The following is a 19,065-nucleotide window of genomic DNA, read 5'->3' on the forward strand; positions in this document are numbered from 1 at the left end:
GGGATATGCAGTACCCGGACGGAACGGTGACATGGACAGCCCCCGACGGACGCACGTACACCACCCGCCCGGGCAGCACCCTGTTCTTCCCCACCGCCAACCTGATCACTGCCGACCTCCCACCACCCACCTCGGACCCGCCGGCCGCCGCTACCCGGTCGATGATGATGCCCCGCCGACGCCGCACCCGCGCCGCAGAGGAAGCCGCACGCATCAAAACCGAACGCGCACAGAATAACCCGGCTCCTCAGAACTCCCCGAGATAGAATCGGGTTCCCTGGTCGTCAGTGCACAGCGCCGACATCCCGTAGGGCTGACGTGACGGTTCGCCGATCACCGACCCGCCCGCCTCACGCACCCGCGCGACCGCGGCGTCGATGTCCTCGACCGTCCACATCGGCACCGTCACCGGTGCGTCAGTGCCGCCGGCGACCCCGGCCATCGGGTGAGTCGGGGAGATCTGCCAGCCGTCCTGGACGTGTCCCGGTTCGAACGACCAGAACAGCAGACGGCTGTAGAACGCCTTGAATGCGTCCGAGTCGGGCACCTGGTAGGTGATGTAGGACAGCTCGCCGTGCCCGCCGCCGTTCAGCTCGGGCCGGGGCTGACCGGGAGTCGGTTCGAACACCGCGAACTCGTTTCCCTGGGGGTCGGTGGCTCCGAGCACCGTTCCGAAGTCGAACTGCTCGACCTCGTCGACGGCGCCTCCGGCGCCGACGATGCTCTCGCGCGCGCCGGCCAGGTCGGTCACGGCGTAGCAGCAGAACAGCGTGTGGCGGTCGGCCGCGGAGAAGATCCCGATGCGCTGACCGGTATTGGTGACCATGCGCGTCGCGGGGTCGTAGATCCAGCCGAGTACCCGCCCGTAGAACACCGCCGCACGATCGGCGTCGGGGGTCCAGACCGAGACATAACCGACGTCACCGTGCTGGATCGGAACGGGCGACCCGGTCGTCGGGCCGGTGAGCATCCAACGGTGTCCGAACGGATCCACGAGCGCGGCGCCCCGGGTGCCGTGGTCTTCGTATGGTTCGCGCTGAACATCCGCCCCGTGCGCTCTGGCCCGCTCGAGCGTCTCGTCCGTATCGGCCACCGGAAGCATCAGGCTCACCGAAGCGTGTTGCGGAGAAGGGGCTTTCAGGCCGAGTTCGGGGTACTCGTCGGCCAGGTACAACATCCCGCCGGAGATGGCCAGCTCGGCGTGGCCGATGCGGCCGTCGTCCATTTCGATCGGGTCGCCGACGAGTACGGCGCCGAAGGCGTCGGTGTACCAGCGGATGGCGGCGCGGGCGTCGGGGACGGCGAGGTAGGGGACCGCGGCGGGCCGCGGCGAGGATGTGGCGGCGGGCCGCGTCAGTTCGGCCAGGGCCGTATCGGTGCCACTCATGATCACTCCTTGTGTTCGATTTGGTTGCTGTTCAAACAATTTCGCGGCTGCCTCAAGGCGTGCGCGCAGTCGGGCGGCGAAGGCCGGATCCGGCTCCGCCGGAAGGTCGGCGCCGCGAAGCGCGTCCAGCGGATCGTGGTGGTTGTTCACGACATCCCTCCTTCCGGTGATGGGTACTGCGCCCGGAACGCTCTGCGTGCCCGAACCAGCAGCGCTTCGGTGGCATGGACGGTGCGCCCGATCAGCTCGGCGCACTCCGGCACCGAGCAGTCGTCCAGATAGCGCAGTGCCAGCACCGTGCGGTGATGTTCGGGCAGGCGGGCGAGAACGTGTTCCGCGACGATGCGATCCAGTTCGGCGTCCCAGCCGTCGGCGGGATCAACCGCCTCGGGCAGCTCGGCCACCGGGACCGAGAACCGGTCGTGGCGCCTGCGGTAGTGGTCGGCCAGTTTGTGGCGTGCCACCCCGATCAACCACGGCACCGTGAGTGGTGGCGGTGTCTCCTTCCTGGCAGCGTCCATGGCCGCCAGGAAGGTCTCCGAGGTCAGGTCCTCGGCCGTTCCACGGTCACCACAGCGCCTGGCGAAGTACCCGTATACGGCCGGCAGAGCTTCGTCGTAGAGCGCTAGCAGTGCTCGTGGAGCGTTGTCACCATTCGGTTCGCCGCTCACACCTCTATCGTCGCCGTTGGTGCCCGGACTCCGACACCCCGATTTCCAGACCGGTCAGGCCGGGGGCGAGCATGTCGAACGCATCGCCCAGTGCGTCGGGCAGTGACGCCTTCTCGTCTTCGAGCCAGTGCCCGTAGGCGGCGAGCGCCACGCCGAGCATGGTCCACGCCACCGTCTGTGGCACCAGATCCGTCGGCGCCACGCCCATCCGACCTGCCACGAAGGCGGCCACCACGGCACGCCAGCCGGCGTACATCGTCATCGAATACGCCTGTAAAGCTTCGGTTTCCAGGATCAGACGCATCCGTTGGCGGTGCCGGTCGGGGTCGTCGAACTCGTTGAACGCGAGCAGGGTGGTGCGCAACGCGTCGCGGATGGGCACGTCGGGGTCCAAGTCGGCCAGCAACGTGCGCATGTTGTGCAGGTGGGCGTCGAAATCGCCCCACGGCAGCGCGCTCTTGGAGGGGTAGTACCGGAACAGCGTGCGGCGGGCGATCCCCGCGGCGGTCGCGACGTCGTCGACGCTGACATCGTCGAACCCGCGCGCCATGAACAGGTCGATCGCGACGTCGCTGATGTGCTCCCAGCTCGTCGATCGCCGCCGGCCCACGCGCCCCTTCACTGCGTCCACCGGAATCCGCCCTTCCATTTAGGCACCCGATGCCATATTGTTGCGATTTGGATCACAAATGTCGAGACCCTATCCGGGGATCGCATCGGAGAAAGGTGAGATCAATGGAGCCCAATCAGAACGTGGAAACCGAAGAGCTGGTCACTGAGAGCCTGGTCGAGGAAGTCTCGATCGACGGGATGTGCGGGGTCTACTGACCGTGGTTGCGCCGATGACGGAGACCGGCTTCGACCCGGACCTGCGCTGGCGGCTGCACCCGCAGGTGGCGGTGCGGCCCGAACCTTTCGGCGCGCTGCTGTACCACTTCGGTACGCGCAAGCTCTCTTTCTTGAAGAACCGGACGATCGTCGAGGTGATCAACTCGCTGAGTGATCACCCCGACGTTCGTTCCGCCTGCCGCGCCGCGGGAGTCGACGATGCGGCTCAGGCGCCCTACATACACGCGCTAGGCGTGCTGGCACAGTCCCAGATGCTGGTGCGCGAGGAGGCCCCATGACCACCGTTGAATCGGCGCCCGCGCCGGCTATGCAACCCGTGCCCCGTCTCGTCGATCAGTTCGAGCATGGTCTCGATGCGCCGATCTGCCTGACGTGGGAGTTGACCTACGCCTGCAATCTGTCCTGCGTGCACTGTCTTTCCTCGTCGGGCAAACGGGACCCGCGCGAGCTGTCCACCGAGCAGTGCAAAGACATCATCGACGAGCTGGAACGCATGCAGGTGTTCTATGTGAACATCGGCGGCGGCGAACCCACTGTGCGGTCGGACTTCTGGGAACTCGTCGACTACGCGACCGCCCACCACGTGGGCGTGAAATTCTCGACGAACGGTGTCCGGATCACCCCCGAGGTCGCCGCCAAACTGGCGGCCAGCGACTACGTCGACGTGCAGATCTCGCTGGACGGTGCGACCGCGGAGGTCAACGACGCGGTGCGCGGTCCCGGCTCCTTCGCGATGGCGATGCGCGCCCTGGAGAACCTGCGGGACGCCGGCTTCTCCGACGCCAAGATCTCCGTGGTGGTGACCCGCCACAACGTCGACCAGCTCGATGACTTCAAGGCGCTGGCCGACACCTACGGCGCGACGCTGCGCATCACCCGGCTGCGGCCGTCGGGCCGGGGTGCCGACGTGTGGGACGAACTACACCCCACGCCCGCCCAACAGGTGCAGCTGTACGACTGGCTGGTGGCCAACGGCGAGCGGGTGCTCACCGGTGACTCGTTCTTCCATCTGTCGGGGCTGGGTGAGCCCGGCGCGCTGGCTGGACTGAACCTGTGCGGCGCGGGCCGGGTGGTCTGCCTGATCGATCCGGTGGGTGATGTCTATGCCTGCCCGTTCGCCATCCACGACACATTCCTGGCTGGGAACGTGCTGTCGGACACCGGCTTTGGGGCTGGTTTCCAGAACGTCTGGCAGAACTCCCCGCTGTTCCGCGAGCTGCGTGAGCCGCAGTCGGCCGGTGCGTGCGGGAGCTGCGGGCACTACGACAGTTGCCGCGGTGGCTGCATGGCCGCCAAGTTCTTCACCGGATTGCCGCTGGACGGCCCGGACCCCGAATGTGTGCAGGGTTACGGTGAACCGGCCCTGGCCCGCGAGCGGGACAAGCCCAAGTCCAGCGTCGACCATTCCCGCACCGGGAACCGCAAGAAGCCGTCGGGTCCCGTCCCGCTCACCCTGCTGAGCGCTCCGCCCAAGAAATTCTGCAACGAGAGTCCTGTGTAACCCATGGCACGTGACAAATGGTTCGAAACCGTCGCCATCGCCCAGCAGCGGGCCAAGAAGCGGCTGCCCAAGTCCGCGTACCTGTCGCTGGTGTCCGCCAGCGAGAAGGGCGTGACGGTCTCCGACAACGTCGAGTCGTTCGCGCAGCTGGGCTTCGCACCCCATGTCATCGGTGCCACCGAGAAGCGGGATATGGCGACAACGGTGATGGGCCAAGACGTTTCGATGCCGGTCATCATCTCTCCGACCGGCGTGCAGGCGATCGATCCCGAGGGTGAGGTGGCGGTGGCGCGGGCCGCAGCCGCGCGGGGAACGGCGATGGGGCTGTCGTCGTTCGCCAGCAAGCCGATGGAGGAAGTGACCGCGGTCAACGACAAGGTCTTCTTCCAGATCTACTGGCTGGGCAGCCGCGACGAGATCCTCGCGCGGATGGAGCGTGCCAGGGCAGCCGGAGCCGTCGGTCTGATCCTGACCACCGACTGGAGCTTCTCCCACGGCCGGGACTGGGGCAGCCCGAAGATCCCCGAGCAGATGGACCTCGCCACCATGGTGCGGATGTCCCCCGAGGTGGTGACCAAGCCGAGCTGGCTGTGGAGCTTCGGCAAGGGCCTGCGGCCACCGGCCCTGCGGGTGCCCAATCAGGCCACACGCGGTGAGGCCGGCCCCACCTTCTTCGAGGCCTACGGGCAGTGGATGGGCACCCCACCGCCCACCTGGGAGGACGTCGCCTGGCTGCGTGAGCAGTGGGGCGGGCAGTTCCTGCTCAAGGGAACGGTACGTGTCGACGACGCCAAACGCGCTGTCGATGCAGGCGTTTCAGCGATCACCGTGTCCAACCACGGTGGCAACAACCTGGACGGCACCCCGGCGGCGATTCGGTGCCTGCCCGCCATCGCCGACGCGGTGGGCGACCAGATCGAGGTTTTGCTGGACGGTGGGATCCGACGCGGTAGCGACGTGGTCAAAGCCGTCGCGATGGGTGCCAGGGCGGTGATGATCGGCCGGGCGTATCTGTGGGGTCTGGCCGCCAACGGCCAGGCCGGTGTGGAGAACGTGCTCGACATCATGCGGGGCGGTATCGACTCGGCATTGATGGGGCTTGGCAAATCTTCCATCCACGAATTGACGCGCGAGGACATTCTGATACCGGACGACTTCACCCGCACTCTCGGGGTCTGAACGCCTGGTACGGGCGTGGCGCAGGGGGCTGGCGTGAACCCGGCGCGGATGGCGGGGCCGGAACCCCGGAAATTAATTGCCACGCATGCGCCAACAATTGGCGCACACCAGGTGAATTCGGCCTACCATCGTCGCGTGGCATTCCCCAGCAAGCTCGGGAACTCAACGTCGAGGCAGCTGCACCACACGTCGCCCGCGCTGGTCGTCCCGGTAGGTTCCACCGAGCAGCATGGACCCCATCTGCCGCTGGACACCGACACCCGCATCGCGACCGCGGTCGCAGAAGCCCTAGCTGTGCGTCTCGGCGCCGGGAATGAATGCAGCTGGCTGGTCGCCCCGACCATCGGTTACGGCGCCAGCGGAGAGCACGAGGGCTTTCCCGGCACTGTCTCGATTGGCACACCTGTACTGGCGGAACTGCTCGTGGAGTTCGCCCGATCCGCCTGCCGGTGGGCTTCGCGCATCGTCTTTGTCAACGGCCACGGCGGCAACGTCGAGGCGTTGCGCCGCGCGGCCGGACTGTTACGGTTCGAAGGCCGCGACGTGGGGTGGTGCTCCTGCAGTGCCAGCAACGCCGACGCCCACGCCGGCCACACCGAAACATCTGTATTGCTACATATTTCGCCGGGGGCTGTCAGGGAGGATGAACGGGTGCCGGGAAACCGGGCTCCGTTGTCCGAGCTGATGCCCGAAATGCTGCGTGGGGGAGTTGCTGCCGTCAGTTCGCTGGGGGTGCTGGGAGACCCGACCACGGCGACTGCGGAGGAGGGCGGGAAGATCTTTGCCGAGATGGTTGACGGGTGTCAGGGAAGGATCATCCGGTGGGCGCCCGACCATGAGGGGATGCTGACATGAGCGGGCCGCGGCTGCCCGACGGGTTCGCCGTCCAGGTCGACCGACGGGTGCGGGTGCTCGGTGAGGGTGCGGCGCTGCTCGGCGGTTCGCCCACCCGTCTGCTCCGGTTGGCGCCGTCCGCGCAGACGATGCTCAACGGGGGCAGGCTCGAGGTACACGATGCCGTCAGCGCGCAGCTGGCCCGCACGCTCTTGGACGCCACCGTCGCCCACCCGCGACCTCTGACCGGACCGTCGCACCGGGACGTGACTGTCGTGATTCCGGTGCGGGACAACATATCCGGACTCTCTCGGCTGCTGCTGGCGTTGCGAGGTCTGCGGGTCATCATCGTCGACGACGGGTCGACGACGCCGGTGCTCCAATCGGATTTCCACGCCGTGCACTGTGACGTGCGGATCCTGCGGCACTCCCGCAGCAAGGGGCCTGCCGCCGCGCGCAACCTCGGTCTGAGGTCCTGCGACACCGACTTCGTCGCTTTTCTCGACTCCGATGTGGTGCCCCGCCGCGGGTGGCTGGAGGCACTGCTCGGGCATTTCTGCGATCCCGCCGTCGCTCTGGTCGCGCCGCGGATCGTCGCGTTGCGGCCATCCGACAGCGTGGTGGCGCGCTACGAGGCGGTGCGCTCGTCGCTCGACCTGGGGCTGCGGGAGGCGCCGGTGGTCCCGTTCGGCACGGTGTCCTACGTCCCCAGTGCCGCGATCATCTGCCGCCGTCGCGGCCTGCTCGAGGTCGGTGGCTTCGACGAGTCGCTCGAGTCCGGTGAGGACGTCGACCTGTGCTGGCGGCTGAACGAGGCGGGTGCCCGGCTGCGGTACGAACCGATCGCGATGGTGGCCCACGATCACCGCACCGAGTTACGAAAGTGGCTGGCCCGCAAGTGTTTCTACGGCGGGTCCGCGGCGCCCCTGGCGATTCGGCACCCAGGCAAGACGGCTCCGCTGGTGATCTCGGGGTGGACGCTGGTGGTGTGGCTGCTCGCCGCGATCGGCTCCAGCCTCGGCTACCTGGGCTCGGCAGCTGTCGCGGCCATCACCGGTCACCGGATCGCCAAGTCGTTGTCCAGCGTGCAGACCGAGCCGATCGAGGTCGCCGTGGTCGCCGCCCACGGGTTGTGGTCGGCCGCCCTGCAATTGGCGTCCGCGATCTGCAGACACTACTGGCCGCTGGCGCTGATCGCGGCGGTGCTCTCGCGCCGGTGCCGGCAGGTGGTGGTGGTGGCCGCGGTGCTGGACGGCGTCTTCGACTGGATGACCCGTAACGGCAACGCTGACGACGACGAGACCAAACGGATGGGGCTGCTGACCTACATCCTGCTCAAGCGCCTCGACGACATCGCCTACGGTCTGGGGCTGTGGGGCGGTGTCGTGCGAGAGCGGCACGCAGGCGCGCTCAAGCCGCAGATCCGGACCTGAAGCGCTGCGCGTTGCGTAGTGACATCCTGATCCTCGGCGCGGGCAGCGCGGGATCGGTCCTGGCCGAACGCCTTTCCCGGGACGAACGCTGCCGCGTGACCGTCGTCGAAGCCGGTCCCGGGCCCTCGGACACGAGGGTGCGCAGCCAGATCTCCGACGCTCTTCGCCTCCCGATCGGGACGGCGAGCTCGGTGGTACGGCGCTATTCGACAACCCTCACCGACAATCCTGTGCGCCACGCGCAGATCATGCGCGGTGCGGTGGTGGGCGGCTCGGGAGCTGTCAACGGCGGGTACTTCTGCCGGGCGCTGCCCTCCGATATCGCCGGGTGGGCACTCGACGGATGGTCTTGGGACGACGTGCTGCCACACTTTATCGCCATCGAGAACGATCTCGACTTCGGCGGTCCGCTGCATGGCTCGACCGGACCGGTCACTGTGCGTCGTGTCACCGAATTCGACGGCTGTACAGCATCATTCGTCGAATCGGCACGGGCGGCGGGTTTCGGCTGGATCGACGACCTCAATGGCTCGGCACCGGACGCCGCGCTGCCGGCCGGGGTGGGTGCGCTGCCGCTGAACATCGACCGCGGCGCCCGGGTGGGTCCCGGGGGCGCATTCCTGCAGCCGGCCTCGTCCCGTCCGAACCTGACGGTGCTGACCGACACCCGGGTCCGGAGGATCCGGATGGACCGAGGGCGGGCCGTCGGCGCCGACTGTGTCGGACCTGACGGCGCGCTGGTCCTGACCGCCGACCGGGTCGTGCTGTCCGCCGGGGCGATCGCGACCGCACAGTTGCTGATGATCTCGGGAGTGGGGCCGGCGCAGCTGCTGCAGGCCGTCGGGGTGCCTGTCCAGGTCGATCTGCCGGTGGGTGTCGACACCGTCGACCATCCCGAGTGGGTGCTGCCGGTGAGCTGGCGGCCGACACACGGGGTACCGCCGCTGGAGGCCGTCCTGACGACTCCGGGCGGGTTGGAGATCAGACCGTACACCGCTGGTTTCGCCGCCATGACGGACGGCCGGCGCGACGACCCGACCGATCGCCCGCACCTCGGGGTGGCGCTGATGCGTCCCCGGTCGCGGGGCCGGATCACGCTGACGTCCGCCGAGCCCGACGTCGCCCCGGTGATCGAGCATCGCTACGACAGTCAGGCTGCCGACGTCGAGTTGTTGCGGGCGGGATTCGAGCTGGTACGCGAAATCGCCGGTGACACAACCCGGTCCGATGCGGCCTGGGCCACATCGCAGCACCTGTGCGGTAGCGCCCGAATGGGCAGGGACGGTGACCCAGCCGCAGTGGTCGACTCCCGGTGTCGGGTGTTCGGTGTCGAAGGCCTGTGGGTGGTCGACGGATCGATACTGCCCGCGATCACCAGTCGAGGGCCGCACGCGACCATCGTGATGGTGGGTCACCGCGCGGCGGAGTTCATCGCGGCGAGGTGAGCTTGCGGATCGGACGTGACTGCCGACCGTCCCGACCGGGTGACCACACCGCGACGAATGCGGCCGCGACGACCATCACCGCGGAGAGCAACATAACCGCCTGGTCCATCGCGTGCAGGAACGCGGACTCGGCGATGCCCGCCAGGTCCGCGCCCATCGGGCCCATCTGGTCGGCGACCGACAGCGCGTAGGCCAGCGACTCGGATGCAGCCTGGCGGGTCTGCTCGGGAAAAGCGCCCACGTTCGGTGCCAGGCTGTGCTGGTAGCCCGCGGCGAGGACCGAGCCCGCCACGGCGATGCCGAGTGCCGCGCCGATCTCACGGGTGGCGTCGTTGACCGCGGAGGCCACCCCCTGCTTCTCGTCCGGGACCGCTCCCATGATCGCCGAAGTCGTTGGCGCCGTGCACAGCCCGATACCCGAGGCCATGATGAGCAGTGGCCAGGCCAGATCCAGGTACGACGAGTCCGTTCCCAGAGTGCGCATGCAGAACAACCCGACCGCCAACATCAGCAATCCGCCGGTCACCACCGTCCGCAGCCCGAGCCTGGGCAGATAGAGATGCACCGTGGCGCTGAGGATCAGCACCGGAAACACCAGCGGCGTCAACGCGAACGCGGTCGTCAGTGGGCTGTAGCCCAACACCAGCTGCATGTATTGCATTGATACGAATAAGAATCCGAAGTTCGCGAAGAACAGGAACGTGATGCCGACGGCGCCGGTGGCGAAGCCGGGTTGTCTGAAGAGCCTGACATCGAGGAGTGGGTGTGTGCGGCGTAGTTGCACGCGGGTGAAGACGACGGCGATCGCCAGCCCGGCCACCATGCAGGCCAGGACGACGGGGTCGGTCCACCCGCGGTGGGGAGCCTCGATCACCCCGAGCACGAACACCGCGATCGCCGCGCCGATGAGTCCGCCGCCGAGCCAGTCGACCGGCGCGCCGGTTTCGTCGCGCGACGACCCGACGGTGCAGGTGAGCCCGAACAGGATGACTGCGGCTGCGCCGAAGGCCCAGAAGATCGACTGCCATGGGAAGTAGTGCAGCAGCGTCCCGGTGCCCAGGAATCCGATGATCGCCGCGGAACCGGCCACACCCGCCCAGATCCCCACGGCCTTGTTGCGTTCGGACTTCGGAAACGCGGCGGTGAGCAGCGACAGTGTCGCCGGCATGATGAAGGCCGCACCGACACCTGCCGCCGCGCGTGCGGCGACGATCTGCGTCGGACTGTCCCACACCACCGGGGCCAGAGAGGCCACGCCGAAGATGGCCAGTCCGGCGAGGAGGGCGCCGCGCCGGCCGTAGCGGTCGCCGAGGGCCCCGGCGAGTAGCAGCAGGCATGCCAGCGCGAGCGTGTAGCCGTCGATCACCCACGTCAGTTGCGTCTGGGACGCCGACGTCTCCACCGCGAGGTCGGGCAGTGCGGCGTTGAGCGCGACCATCGACGCGATGACCAGGATGACGTCGGCGCAGGCGACCGCCAGCAACCAGGTTCTTCTGCGCGGGGAGAGGCTGGTGGTCTCGCCGTCGATATCCTGGCTGGACTCGTCGAGGGTGTCGACCACGTCGCCTCCTTGGGCACGGATATTTTTGAGACTATCAGTCTCGTTCAGAGATCGATAGTCTCGCACCCGTTCGGGAGGTGAGGGAAACGATGCCCGCGGCAAGTGGGGATCCGCGGCCGGCCCGCTCACGGGCTCGGCTGCTCGACGCCGCGACGGCGCTGCTCCGTGAGGGCGGACCCGGCGCGGTGACCGTCGACGCCGTGACGCGCAGCGCCAACGTGGCCCGGGCCACCCTCTACCGTCATTTCCCCAGCGCGAACGACCTTCTGGCAGCGGCGTTCATGAGGCTCATCCCGCCGCCGCCGATGCCCCCCGACCGTGGCAGCCTGCGGGAGCGGCTGATCGCGATCGTGGTCGAATGGGCCGAATCGATCGCCGAGGCGCCGACCACGTTGACTGCGATGGCGTGGCTCTCGCTGGGACCCGACATGGCTGTGGTGCCGAACGCCGGGCAGGCGGGCAGTCAGGAGGTGATGTCGCTACGGGAACGGATCGCCGAGCAGTATTCCGCGCCGTTCGACGCGCTCTTCGACGGACCACAGGCTGCCGCGGAACTCGGCCCTGTCGACCGGACGATGGCGTTCGCCCTGCTGATCGGTCCGCTTGCGTTCGGCCGGATCAGCACGTTGGTCGACTTCGACTACCGAGCGGTGGCGACTGCGGCCGTCGACGGCTTCCTGGCGACGTTCGCCAAGGACCGGTAGGTCAGCGCAGCGAATAGCGGATCGGCAGATGCTTGAGACCGCCTACGAACGTGGTGGCGGATAATTCGGGCTCACCCGCCAGTTCGATGGTGTCCGGGCGGGGCAGCAACTCGGTGAAGAGGCTGTTCATCTCCATTCGCGCCAGCGCCGCACCGAGGCAGAAGTGCACCCCGTACCCGAAGGCCAGGTGCTTGTTCGGGTCCCGGCCGACGTCGAAGCGGAACGGGTCGGTGAAGACCTCCTCGTCGCGGTTGGCCGACACGTAGGCCAGGTACACCGAATCGCCCTCGGCGATCGGCACGCCACGGACCTCGGTGGGGGCGGTGGGGCGGTGCGCATGAACTCCTTGACCGGTGTGGTCCAGCGGATCATCTCCTCTACCGCAGTGCCCATCAGGCTCATGTCGCCGCGCAGTCGTGCCAGCTGATCCGGGTTGTCGATGAGCGCGCGCAACCCGCCGGAGATGGCGTCCTTGGTGGTGTCGTGGCCCGCGCTGGCGACGATCACGTAGTACGACACGGTGTCCATGTCCGAAAGCGGCTCGCCGTTGATTGTGCCGTTGGCGATCGCCGAGGCCAGGTCGTCGGTGGTGCCCTCGCCGCGCTTGTGCTCGGTGTCGTCGCCGCCGAACATCTCCTGGGTCAGCTTGAGCATCCGGGGAAAGTCGTCCTCGGGCAGGCCGAGCAGCGAAAGGATCACGTAGAGCGGGTAATGCTCGTCCACGCGGACCTTCAGGTCACGCAGCGCCTTGGGCCGGAACCAGTCCGCACCGATCTTGCGGACGTCGCGATGGTGCGGGTCGTCCATGTGGATCAACGTGCGCAGGCCGATGCCCGCATCTTACTGCTGCTTCATCACGTCGTCGCCCTCGGCCGGCATCAGCAGCGGGCGTGGGCCGCTGACGAACAGGTTGTTGTCGCGCTCGATGGCCATGATGTCGGCGTGCCTGGTGATCGCCCAGAACGGGCGGTACGGCGGATTGTCCACCCACGCGACCGGCTGGTTCGCCCGCAGGTGGGTGAGCGCTGCGTGCAGGCGGGCGTCATCGGCGTAGGCCGTCGGATCGGCCAGGACATTGGCGGCACTGTCCTGGTGCACGTCCATTGCCGAAGTGCTCATGCGGTCTCCTCGTGAGGCTGCGGAAAGACTTGACGGGTGTCAAGTCGGCAGTCTATGTGACGGACGCCACGCAGGGGAAGAGGTGCGTGTCCTCACCACCGTAAGCTCGGATCTCGTGGCGCCCACCTCGGTTCTCTGCCGCGTCGTGTGCGTCCTGGTGGCCGCGGCGATGGCAGCCGGGTGCGCCCGGGGGCGGGACGAACCGGCGCCGACGTCCGCTGATCCGTCGCTGGTGCAGACCGCATCGGGGACGGTGCGCGGCGTCGTCGGAGCGGACCATCGCCTCTTCGCCGGCATTCCCTACGCCGCACCGCCCGTCGGGGAGCTCCGCTGGCAGCTACCGCAGCCGGCGCAGAGGTGGGACGGGGTACGGGACGCCACCGCGTTCGGCCCGCGCTGCCTGCAGGACCTCGACGGTGGCGTCGAGTTCGGACGCCAGACCGATGAGGACTGCCTCAACCTGCACGTGTGGACCCCGGCGGCCGCCCAGGATCCGGCACCGCCGCGGCCGGTGATGGTGTGGATCCACGGGGGTGCGTTCGTCAACGGCAGCGGTTCGGTCTACGACGCGCAGCGCCTCGTCGCGCGTGGTGACATCGTCGTCGTCACCATCAACTACCGGCTGGGCACGCTGGGCTTTCTGGCGCACCCGGCGCTCGGTCCCGCCGGCGCGGTGGGCAACTACGGACTGGCCGACCAACAGGCCGCGCTGCGGTGGGTGCGGGACAACATCGCGCAGTTCGGCGGTGATCCCGGCAAGGTCACCGTGGCGGGGGAGTCCGCCGGCGGCATGTCGGTGTGCGATCACCTGGTGGCCCCGGGTTCAGCGGGGCTGTTCGACGCCGCCATCATCCAGAGCGGACCCTGTCAGGCCCAGCTCGCGCTGCCGGAGGCCGAGCGCATCAGCATCGACTACGCGCGCGGCGTCGGCTGTGTCGATCCGGCAGTCGCGGCCGGATGCCTGCGGGCGCTGCCCGCCGACAAGTTGCGGGAACCGGTGCGGTACTTCCGCATCGGAGACGACGCGCTGAGCGGGCCGGTCACCGGAAGCACGCTGCTGCCGAGGGATCCGATGACGGCGTTCGTCGACGGCGAGGCGGCGCGGGTGCCCGTCGCGATCGGTACGAATCGCGACGAGTTCACGCTGTTCATGGCGCTGGAGTACCTGCGGGGCGAAGAACTGCTGCCCGCCGAGTATCCGGACGTCCTGACCGCCACGTTCGGCCCCAACGCCGCCGCGGTGGCGCAGCGCTACCCGCTGGAGCGCTACGGCGGGAGCGCCCCGCTGGCGTACTCGGCGGCCGTCACCGACGGCGAGTTCGCCTGCGTGGACGAGCGCATCGGCGAGGACCTGGCGCAGCACGGCCCGGTGTACGCCTATGAGTTCAACGACCCGCAGGCCCCCGCGCCGGAGCCCTTCCGAACCCTGCCGTTCCCGGTCGGGGCCAGTCATTCGCTGGAGCTGCGCTACCTGTTCGACGTCGACGGCGTGGCTCCGTTGGATCCCGCCCAGCGGGCATTGGCGGACCAGATGATCGACTACTGGAGCGCGTTCGTCAGGACCGGTGCGCCCGACCGCGCCGGCTCGCCCGAGTGGCCGGCGCTGGGGGGAGGCCCCGCCCCGGGTCCGCGGTTGTCGCTGGCGCCCGGAGACGTCAGGGTGTTCGACGACTTCGGCCAGATCCACCAGTGCCCGTTCTGGGCCGGTCTCGAGTAGGTTGGTTCTGCACGTCGCGGCCTCCTGCGGAGATTTGGAGCAGGCCAGGTTCGTCAGGCATACTGTTCGGGTTGCCTTGAGCCGGGTTCGCCTGGCCGGGCATGCGACCAGCGCCCTCGCGGGCGCATCCGGTCCCAACCTCGATCGTGACGGGTTTTCCGACGCGAACGAGCGTGCGTGCGGGCGACACACCCGACCGCGGGGGTCGGTGGACCACAGACAGGTAAACAGCGGCGGCACAGCCAGGCCCGAGTTCGGGTCCGTTAGTAGTGAGGTAGGAGAAGCGTGGCGGGACAAAAGATCCGCATCAGGCTGAAGGCCTACGACCATGAGGCGATCGATGCCTCAGCGCGCAAGATCGTCGAGACGGTCACCCGGACGGGAGCCAGCGTGGTCGGCCCGGTGCCGCTGCCGACCGAGAAGAACGTGTACTGCGTCATCCGGTCCCCGCACAAGTACAAGGACTCGCGGGAGCACTTCGAGATGCGCACCCACAAGCGGTTGATCGACATCCTCGATCCCACGCCGAAGACGGTCGACGCCCTCATGCGCATCGATCTCCCGGCCAGCGTCGACGTCAATATCCAATAGGCATCCCAGGAGATATCCAGAACATGGCACGCAAAGGCATTCTGGGCACCAAGCTGGGCATGACGCAGGTGTTCGACGAGAACAACAAGGTCGTCCCAGTCACGGTCGTCAAGGCCGGCCCCAACGTGGTGACCCGCATCCGCACCCCCGAGCGCGACGGCTACAGCGCCGTGCAGCTCGCCTACGGCGAGATCAGCCCGCGCAAGGTGAACAAGCCGGTCACCGGTCAGTACGCCGCCGCGGGAGTGAACCCGCGCCGTCATCTCGCCGAGTTCCGGCTCGACGACGAGGCAGCGGCCGGCGAGTACGAGGTCGGCCAGGAGCTGACCGCGGAGATCTTCGCGGACGGCGCCTACGTCGATGTGACAGGCACCTCCAAGGGCAAAGGCTTCGCGGGCACGATGAAGCGTCACGGCTTCAAGGGCCAGGGCGCCAGCCACGGCGCCCAGGCAGTGCACCGTCGGCCCGGCTCGATCGGTGGCTGCGCCACCCCCGGCCGGGTGTTCAAGGGCACCCGGATGTCGGGCCGGATGGGTAGCGACCGTGTCACCACGCAGAACCTCAAGGTGCACAAGGTCGACGCCGAGAAGGGCGTGCTGCTGATCAAGGGCGCCATCCCCGGGCGCAACGGTGGACTGGTGGTTGTCCGCACCGCAATCAAGCGAGGCGAGAAGTAACGATGACACTCAAAATCACAGTGAAGACGCCGGACGGCAAGACGGACGGCAGCGTCGAGCTGCCCGCCGCCCTGTTCGACGTCGAACCCAACATCGCTCTGATGCATCAGGTGGTCACCGCCCAGCTGGCCGCCAAGCGTCAGGGCACGCACTCGACCAAGACACGCGGCGAGGTCCGCGGCGGCGGCAAGAAGCCGTACCGCCAGAAGGGCACCGGCCGCGCCCGTCAGGGCTCGACCAGGGCGCCGCAGTTCGCCGGTGGTGGTGTCGTGCACGGCCCGCAGCCGCGTGACTACAGCCAGCGCACCCCGAAGAAGATGATCGCCGCCGCACTGCGCGGGGCGCTCTCCGATCGGGCGCGCAACGACCGGATCCACGCGATCACCGAGCTGGTTGCCGGCCAGGTGCCGTCGACCAAGAGCGCCAAGGGGTTCCTGGAGACGGTGACCGCGAACAAGAAGGTGCTCTTGGTGATCGGCCGCGCCGACGAGGTGGGCACCAAGAGCGTGCGCAATCTTCCTGGTGTGCATGTGATCTCGCCGGATCAGCTCAACACCTACGACGTGCTCAACGCAGACGACGTGGTGTTCAGCGTGGAGGCCCTCAACGCCTACATCGCCGCGAACACCAATGAGGAGGTTTCGGCCTGATGGCTAACGTCACCGACCCCCGCGACATCATCTTGGCCCCGGTCATCTCCGAGAAGTCGTACGGGTTGATCGAGGACAACGTCTACACGTTCGTCGTGGCGCCCGATTCGAACAAGACCCAGATCAAGATCGCCATCGAGAAGATCTTCAAGGTCAAGGTCGATTCGGTGAACACCGCCAATCGCCAGGGCAAGCGCAAGCGCACCCGCGCCGGCTACGGCCAGCGCAAAGCCACCAAGCGCGCGATCGTCACCCTGGCCGCGGGAAGCAAGCCGATCGACCTGTTCGGAGCGCCGGCCTGACCGGCCAGAGGCAAGAGATTAGAGAGACTTAAAAAGCCATGGCTATTCGCAAGTACAAGCCGACGACCCCGGGTCGGCGCGGCTCCAGCGTCTCAGACTTCGCCGAGATCACCCGCGATCACCCGGAGAAGTCGCTGGTTCGCCCGCTGCACGGCAAGGGCGGTCGCAACGCGCACGGCCGGATCACCACTCGTCACAAGGGTGGTGGCCACAAGCGTGCCTACCGGGTGATCGACTTCCGCCGCCACGACAAGGACGGCGTCGACGCCAAGGTCGCGCACATCGAGTACGACCCGAACCGCACCGCGAACATCGCGCTGCTGCATTTCCTCGACGGTGAGAAGCGCTACATCATCGCGCCGGCGGGCCTCAAGCAGGGCGCGGTCGTCGAGTCGGGCGCCAACGCCGACATCAAGCCCGGAAACAATCTGCCGCTGCGCAACATCCCGGCGGGCACCGTGATCCACGCTGTGGAGTTGCGGCCCGGTGGTGGCGCCAAGCTCGCCCGGTCGGCCGGTGTCAGCATCCAGCTGCTCGGCAAGGAGGGCAGCTACGCCTCGCTGCGTATGCCGTCCGGCGAGATCCGGCGCGTCGACGTGCGCTGCCGCGCCACCGTCGGCGAGGTCGGCAACGCCGAGCAGGCCAACATCAACTGGGGCAAGGCCGGCCGGATGCGGTGGAAGGGCAAGCGCCCCACCGTCCGTGGTGTCGTGATGAACCCGGTCGACCACCCGCACGGCGGTGGTGAGGGCAAGACCTCCGGTGGCCGTCACCCGGTGAGCCCGTGGGGCAAGCCCGAGGGCCGTACCCGCAAGCCCAAGAAGCAGAGCGACAAGCTCATCGTCCGCCGCCGGCGCACCGGCAAGAAGCGCTAGGAGAAGTAGCGATGCCACGCAGCCTGAAGAAGGGCCCGTTCGTCGACGACCATCTCCTGAAGAAGGTCGACGTCCAGAACGAGAAGAACACCAAGCAGGTCATCAAGACCTGGTCCCGCCGCTCCACCATCATCCCGGACTTCATCGGGCACACCTTCGCCGTCCACGACGGTCGCAAGCATGTCCCGGTGTTCGTCACCGAGTCGATGGTCGGACACAAGCTGGGCGAGTTCGCACCCACCCGCACCTTCAAGGGTCACATCAAGGATGACCGGAAGAGCAAGAGGCGATGACCACCCCGATGAGCACCCCGACAAAGACTCCGCTCGAGTATCCGTCAGCGCAGGCGAAGGCACGGTTCGTCCGTGTCTCGGCCAGCAAGGCGCGGCGCGTCATCGATCTGGTCCGCGGCAAGAGCGTCGAGGAAGCCCTCGACATCCTGCGGTGGGCACCGCAGTCGGCCAGTGACCCGGTCGCCAAGGTGATCGCCAGCGCCGCGGCCAACGCGCAGAACAACGACGGCCTTGATCCGGCCACCCTGGTGGTCGCGACCATCCATGCCGACGAGGGTCCCACCGCCAAGCGCATCCGGCCGCGCGCACAGGGTCGTGCGTTCCGGATCCGCAAGCGCACCAGCCACATCACGGTGATCGTCGAGAGCCGTCCGCCCCGCAAGGGTGGCGACAAGGCTTCGGCGTCCAGTCGGTCGCGGCGCGCGCAGGGCAGCAAGGCGGCGACCTCGAAGAAGGCGGCCCCTACGACGACTTCCGGAGCCGCTCCGGCGGCGACATCATCGACTGAGGCTTCTAGCGAAGCGAAGGGAGGCTCGCAGTAGTGGGCCAGAAGATCAACCCGCACGGCTTCCGACTCGGTATCACCACCGACTGGAAGTCCCGCTGGTACGCCGACAAGCAGTACGCCGACTACATCAAGGAAGATGTGGCCATCCGCAAGCTGCTGTCCACCGGCCTGGAGCGCGCCGGGATCGCCGATGTGGAGATCGAGCGCACCCGTGACCGTGTCCGGGTGGACATCCACACCGCGCGTCCTGGCATCGTGATCGGCCGCCGCGGCACCGAGGCCGACCGCATTCGCGGCGACCTGGAGAAGCTGACCAAAAAGCAGGTCCAGCTCAACATCCTCGAGGTGAAGAACCCCGAGTCGGTGGCGCAGTTGGTGGCCCAGGGTGTCGCCGAGCAGCTCAGCAACCGTGTGGCGTTCCGCCGCGCGATGCGCAAGGCGATCCAGTCCGCGATGCGTCAGCCCAACGTCAAGGGCATCCGCGTGCAGTGCTCGGGCCGCCTCGGCGGCGCCGAGATGAGCCGCTCGGAGTTCTACCGTGAAGGTCGGGTGCCGCTGCACACGCTGCGCGCGGACATCGACTACGGCCTGTACGAGGCCAAGACCACCTTCGGCCGGATCGGTGTGAAGGTGTGGATCTACAAGGGCGACATCGTCGGTGGCAAGCGTGAGCAGATCGCGTCCGCGCCCGCGGGTGCAGACCGTCCGCGTCGCGAGCGTCCGACGGGCACCCGCCCGCGTCGCAGTGGCGCCTCGGGCACCACCGCGA

At 67.9% G+C, this 19,065-nt stretch carries 21 protein-coding genes and 2 pseudogenes; 18 read left to right on the forward strand and 5 right to left on the reverse strand.

Going from position 1 to position 19,065, the window contains the following annotated elements:
* A pseudogene (locus tag WA944_RS13595) lies at positions 1 to 266 on the forward strand (hypothetical protein); the annotation flags it as partial.
* Here WA944_RS13595 and WA944_RS13600 read toward each other — a convergent pair.
* The 3 genes from WA944_RS13600 to mftR are packed head-to-tail and all read right to left on the reverse strand — an operon-like array spanning position 248 to position 2,707.
* Entirely contained in the window at positions 248 to 1,537 is a 1,290-nt protein-coding gene (locus WA944_RS13600; protein ID WP_526608899.1) for a VOC family protein, read from the reverse strand. The pseudogene WA944_RS13595 and the gene WA944_RS13600 sit on opposite strands and share 19 nt — an antisense overlap.
* Positions 1,534 to 2,058 (reverse strand): RNA polymerase sigma factor, encoded by a 525-nt coding sequence (locus tag WA944_RS13605; RefSeq protein ID WP_526375705.1) that lies wholly within the window; start codon positions 2,056 to 2,058, stop codon positions 1,534 to 1,536. Before WA944_RS13605 ends, WA944_RS13600 begins: the two co-directional genes overlap by 4 nt.
* A gap of 4 nt (positions 2,059 to 2,062) precedes the next feature.
* A complete protein-coding gene (mftR, locus tag WA944_RS13610) occupies positions 2,063 to 2,707 on the reverse strand; it encodes a mycofactocin system transcriptional regulator MftR (protein WP_526375707.1) in 645 nt (214 codons plus the stop codon).
* Between the two features lie 86 nt (positions 2,708 to 2,793).
* Between mftR and mftA the strand changes: the two genes are divergently transcribed.
* The 7 genes from mftA to mftG all read left to right on the forward strand — a co-directional run bounded on the left by mftA (position 2,794) and on the right by mftG (position 9,299).
* Positions 2,794 to 2,886, forward strand: coding sequence for a mycofactocin precursor MftA (gene mftA, locus WA944_RS13615; RefSeq protein WP_526375709.1), 93 nt, complete (start codon positions 2,794 to 2,796; stop codon positions 2,884 to 2,886).
* Positions 2,887 to 2,900: 14 nt separating this feature from the next.
* Positions 2,901 to 3,185 carry a mycofactocin biosynthesis chaperone MftB gene (gene mftB, locus WA944_RS13620; protein WP_526375711.1) on the forward strand — a complete coding sequence of 95 codons (285 nt, stop codon included), beginning with the start codon at positions 2,901 to 2,903 and terminating at the stop codon, positions 3,183 to 3,185.
* Between the two features lie 29 nt (positions 3,186 to 3,214).
* Entirely contained in the window at positions 3,215 to 4,408 is a 1,194-nt protein-coding gene (gene mftC / locus WA944_RS13625; RefSeq protein ID WP_526375723.1) for a mycofactocin radical SAM maturase, read from the forward strand.
* Between the two features lie 3 nt (positions 4,409 to 4,411).
* The gene (gene mftD, locus WA944_RS13630; RefSeq protein ID WP_526375713.1) at positions 4,412 to 5,587 is read left to right on the forward strand and encodes a pre-mycofactocin synthase MftD; all 1,176 of its coding nucleotides are present in this window, start codon (positions 4,412 to 4,414) and stop codon (positions 5,585 to 5,587) included.
* Between the two features lie 111 nt (positions 5,588 to 5,698).
* Entirely contained in the window at positions 5,699 to 6,442 is a 744-nt protein-coding gene (mftE, locus tag WA944_RS13635; protein ID WP_526375725.1) for a mycofactocin biosynthesis peptidyl-dipeptidase MftE, read from the forward strand.
* The gene (gene mftF, locus WA944_RS13640; RefSeq protein ID WP_526375715.1) at positions 6,439 to 7,854 is read left to right on the forward strand and encodes a mycofactocin biosynthesis glycosyltransferase MftF; all 1,416 of its coding nucleotides are present in this window, start codon (positions 6,439 to 6,441) and stop codon (positions 7,852 to 7,854) included. Before mftE ends, mftF begins: the two co-directional genes overlap by 4 nt.
* 11 nt (positions 7,855 to 7,865) lie before the next feature.
* Positions 7,866 to 9,299, forward strand: coding sequence for a mycofactocin dehydrogenase MftG (mftG, locus tag WA944_RS13645; protein ID WP_526647043.1), 1,434 nt, complete (start codon positions 7,866 to 7,868; stop codon positions 9,297 to 9,299).
* Here mftG and WA944_RS13650 read toward each other — a convergent pair.
* Positions 9,283 to 10,860 (reverse strand): MFS transporter, encoded by a 1,578-nt coding sequence (locus WA944_RS13650; RefSeq protein ID WP_526375719.1) that lies wholly within the window; start codon positions 10,858 to 10,860, stop codon positions 9,283 to 9,285. The two genes, mftG and WA944_RS13650, sit on opposite strands and share 17 nt — an antisense overlap.
* 89 nt (positions 10,861 to 10,949) lie before the next feature.
* Between WA944_RS13650 and WA944_RS13655 the strand changes: the two genes are divergently transcribed.
* Entirely contained in the window at positions 10,950 to 11,564 is a 615-nt protein-coding gene (locus tag WA944_RS13655) for a TetR/AcrR family transcriptional regulator (protein ID WP_526375721.1), read from the forward strand.
* Position 11,565: 1 nt separating this feature from the next.
* On the opposite strand, the pseudogene WA944_RS13660 reads toward WA944_RS13655, so the two are convergent.
* A pseudogene (locus WA944_RS13660) lies at positions 11,566 to 12,683 on the reverse strand (cytochrome P450).
* A gap of 169 nt (positions 12,684 to 12,852) precedes the next feature.
* On the opposite strand from WA944_RS13660, the gene WA944_RS13665 reads away from it, so the two are divergent.
* The 9 genes from WA944_RS13665 to rpsC form a co-directional block, all read left to right on the forward strand.
* Positions 12,853 to 14,400: a carboxylesterase/lipase family protein gene (locus WA944_RS13665; protein ID WP_526375727.1), complete on the forward strand. Its 1,548-nt coding sequence runs from the start codon at positions 12,853 to 12,855 to the stop codon at positions 14,398 to 14,400.
* Between the two features lie 285 nt (positions 14,401 to 14,685).
* A complete protein-coding gene (gene rpsJ / locus WA944_RS13670) occupies positions 14,686 to 14,991 on the forward strand; it encodes a 30S ribosomal protein S10 (protein ID WP_003883485.1) in 306 nt (101 codons plus the stop codon).
* 23 nt (positions 14,992 to 15,014) lie between these two features.
* On the forward strand, positions 15,015 to 15,668 hold the full coding sequence (gene rplC / locus WA944_RS13675) for a 50S ribosomal protein L3 (RefSeq protein ID WP_163888374.1): 654 nt from the start codon (positions 15,015 to 15,017) through the stop codon (positions 15,666 to 15,668).
* A 2-nt stretch (positions 15,669 to 15,670) separates the two neighbouring features.
* Positions 15,671 to 16,318 carry a 50S ribosomal protein L4 gene (rplD, locus tag WA944_RS13680; RefSeq protein ID WP_526371745.1) on the forward strand — a complete coding sequence of 216 codons (648 nt, stop codon included), beginning with the start codon at positions 15,671 to 15,673 and terminating at the stop codon, positions 16,316 to 16,318.
* A complete protein-coding gene (gene rplW, locus WA944_RS13685) occupies positions 16,318 to 16,620 on the forward strand; it encodes a 50S ribosomal protein L23 (RefSeq protein ID WP_526371743.1) in 303 nt (100 codons plus the stop codon). Before rplD ends, rplW begins: the two co-directional genes overlap by 1 nt.
* 38 nt (positions 16,621 to 16,658) lie before the next feature.
* Complete coding sequence (gene rplB / locus WA944_RS13690) at positions 16,659 to 17,495, forward strand: 50S ribosomal protein L2 (protein ID WP_526608891.1); 837 nt, start codon at positions 16,659 to 16,661, stop codon at positions 17,493 to 17,495.
* An 11-nt stretch (positions 17,496 to 17,506) separates the two neighbouring features.
* Complete coding sequence (rpsS, locus tag WA944_RS13695) at positions 17,507 to 17,788, forward strand: 30S ribosomal protein S19 (protein ID WP_011739061.1); 282 nt, start codon at positions 17,507 to 17,509, stop codon at positions 17,786 to 17,788.
* A gap of 8 nt (positions 17,789 to 17,796) precedes the next feature.
* Positions 17,797 to 18,330: a 50S ribosomal protein L22 gene (rplV, locus tag WA944_RS13700; RefSeq protein WP_526374896.1), complete on the forward strand. Its 534-nt coding sequence runs from the start codon at positions 17,797 to 17,799 to the stop codon at positions 18,328 to 18,330.
* Positions 18,330 to 19,065: 30S ribosomal protein S3 (gene rpsC / locus WA944_RS13705; RefSeq protein ID WP_526374898.1), on the forward strand; the 736-nt coding region annotated here is incomplete at its 3' end. The genes rplV and rpsC, both read left to right, overlap by 1 nt.

It is taken from the genome of Mycobacterium sp., assembly GCF_049683355.1.
Classification (GTDB): Bacteria; Actinomycetota; Actinomycetes; order Mycobacteriales; family Mycobacteriaceae; genus Mycobacterium.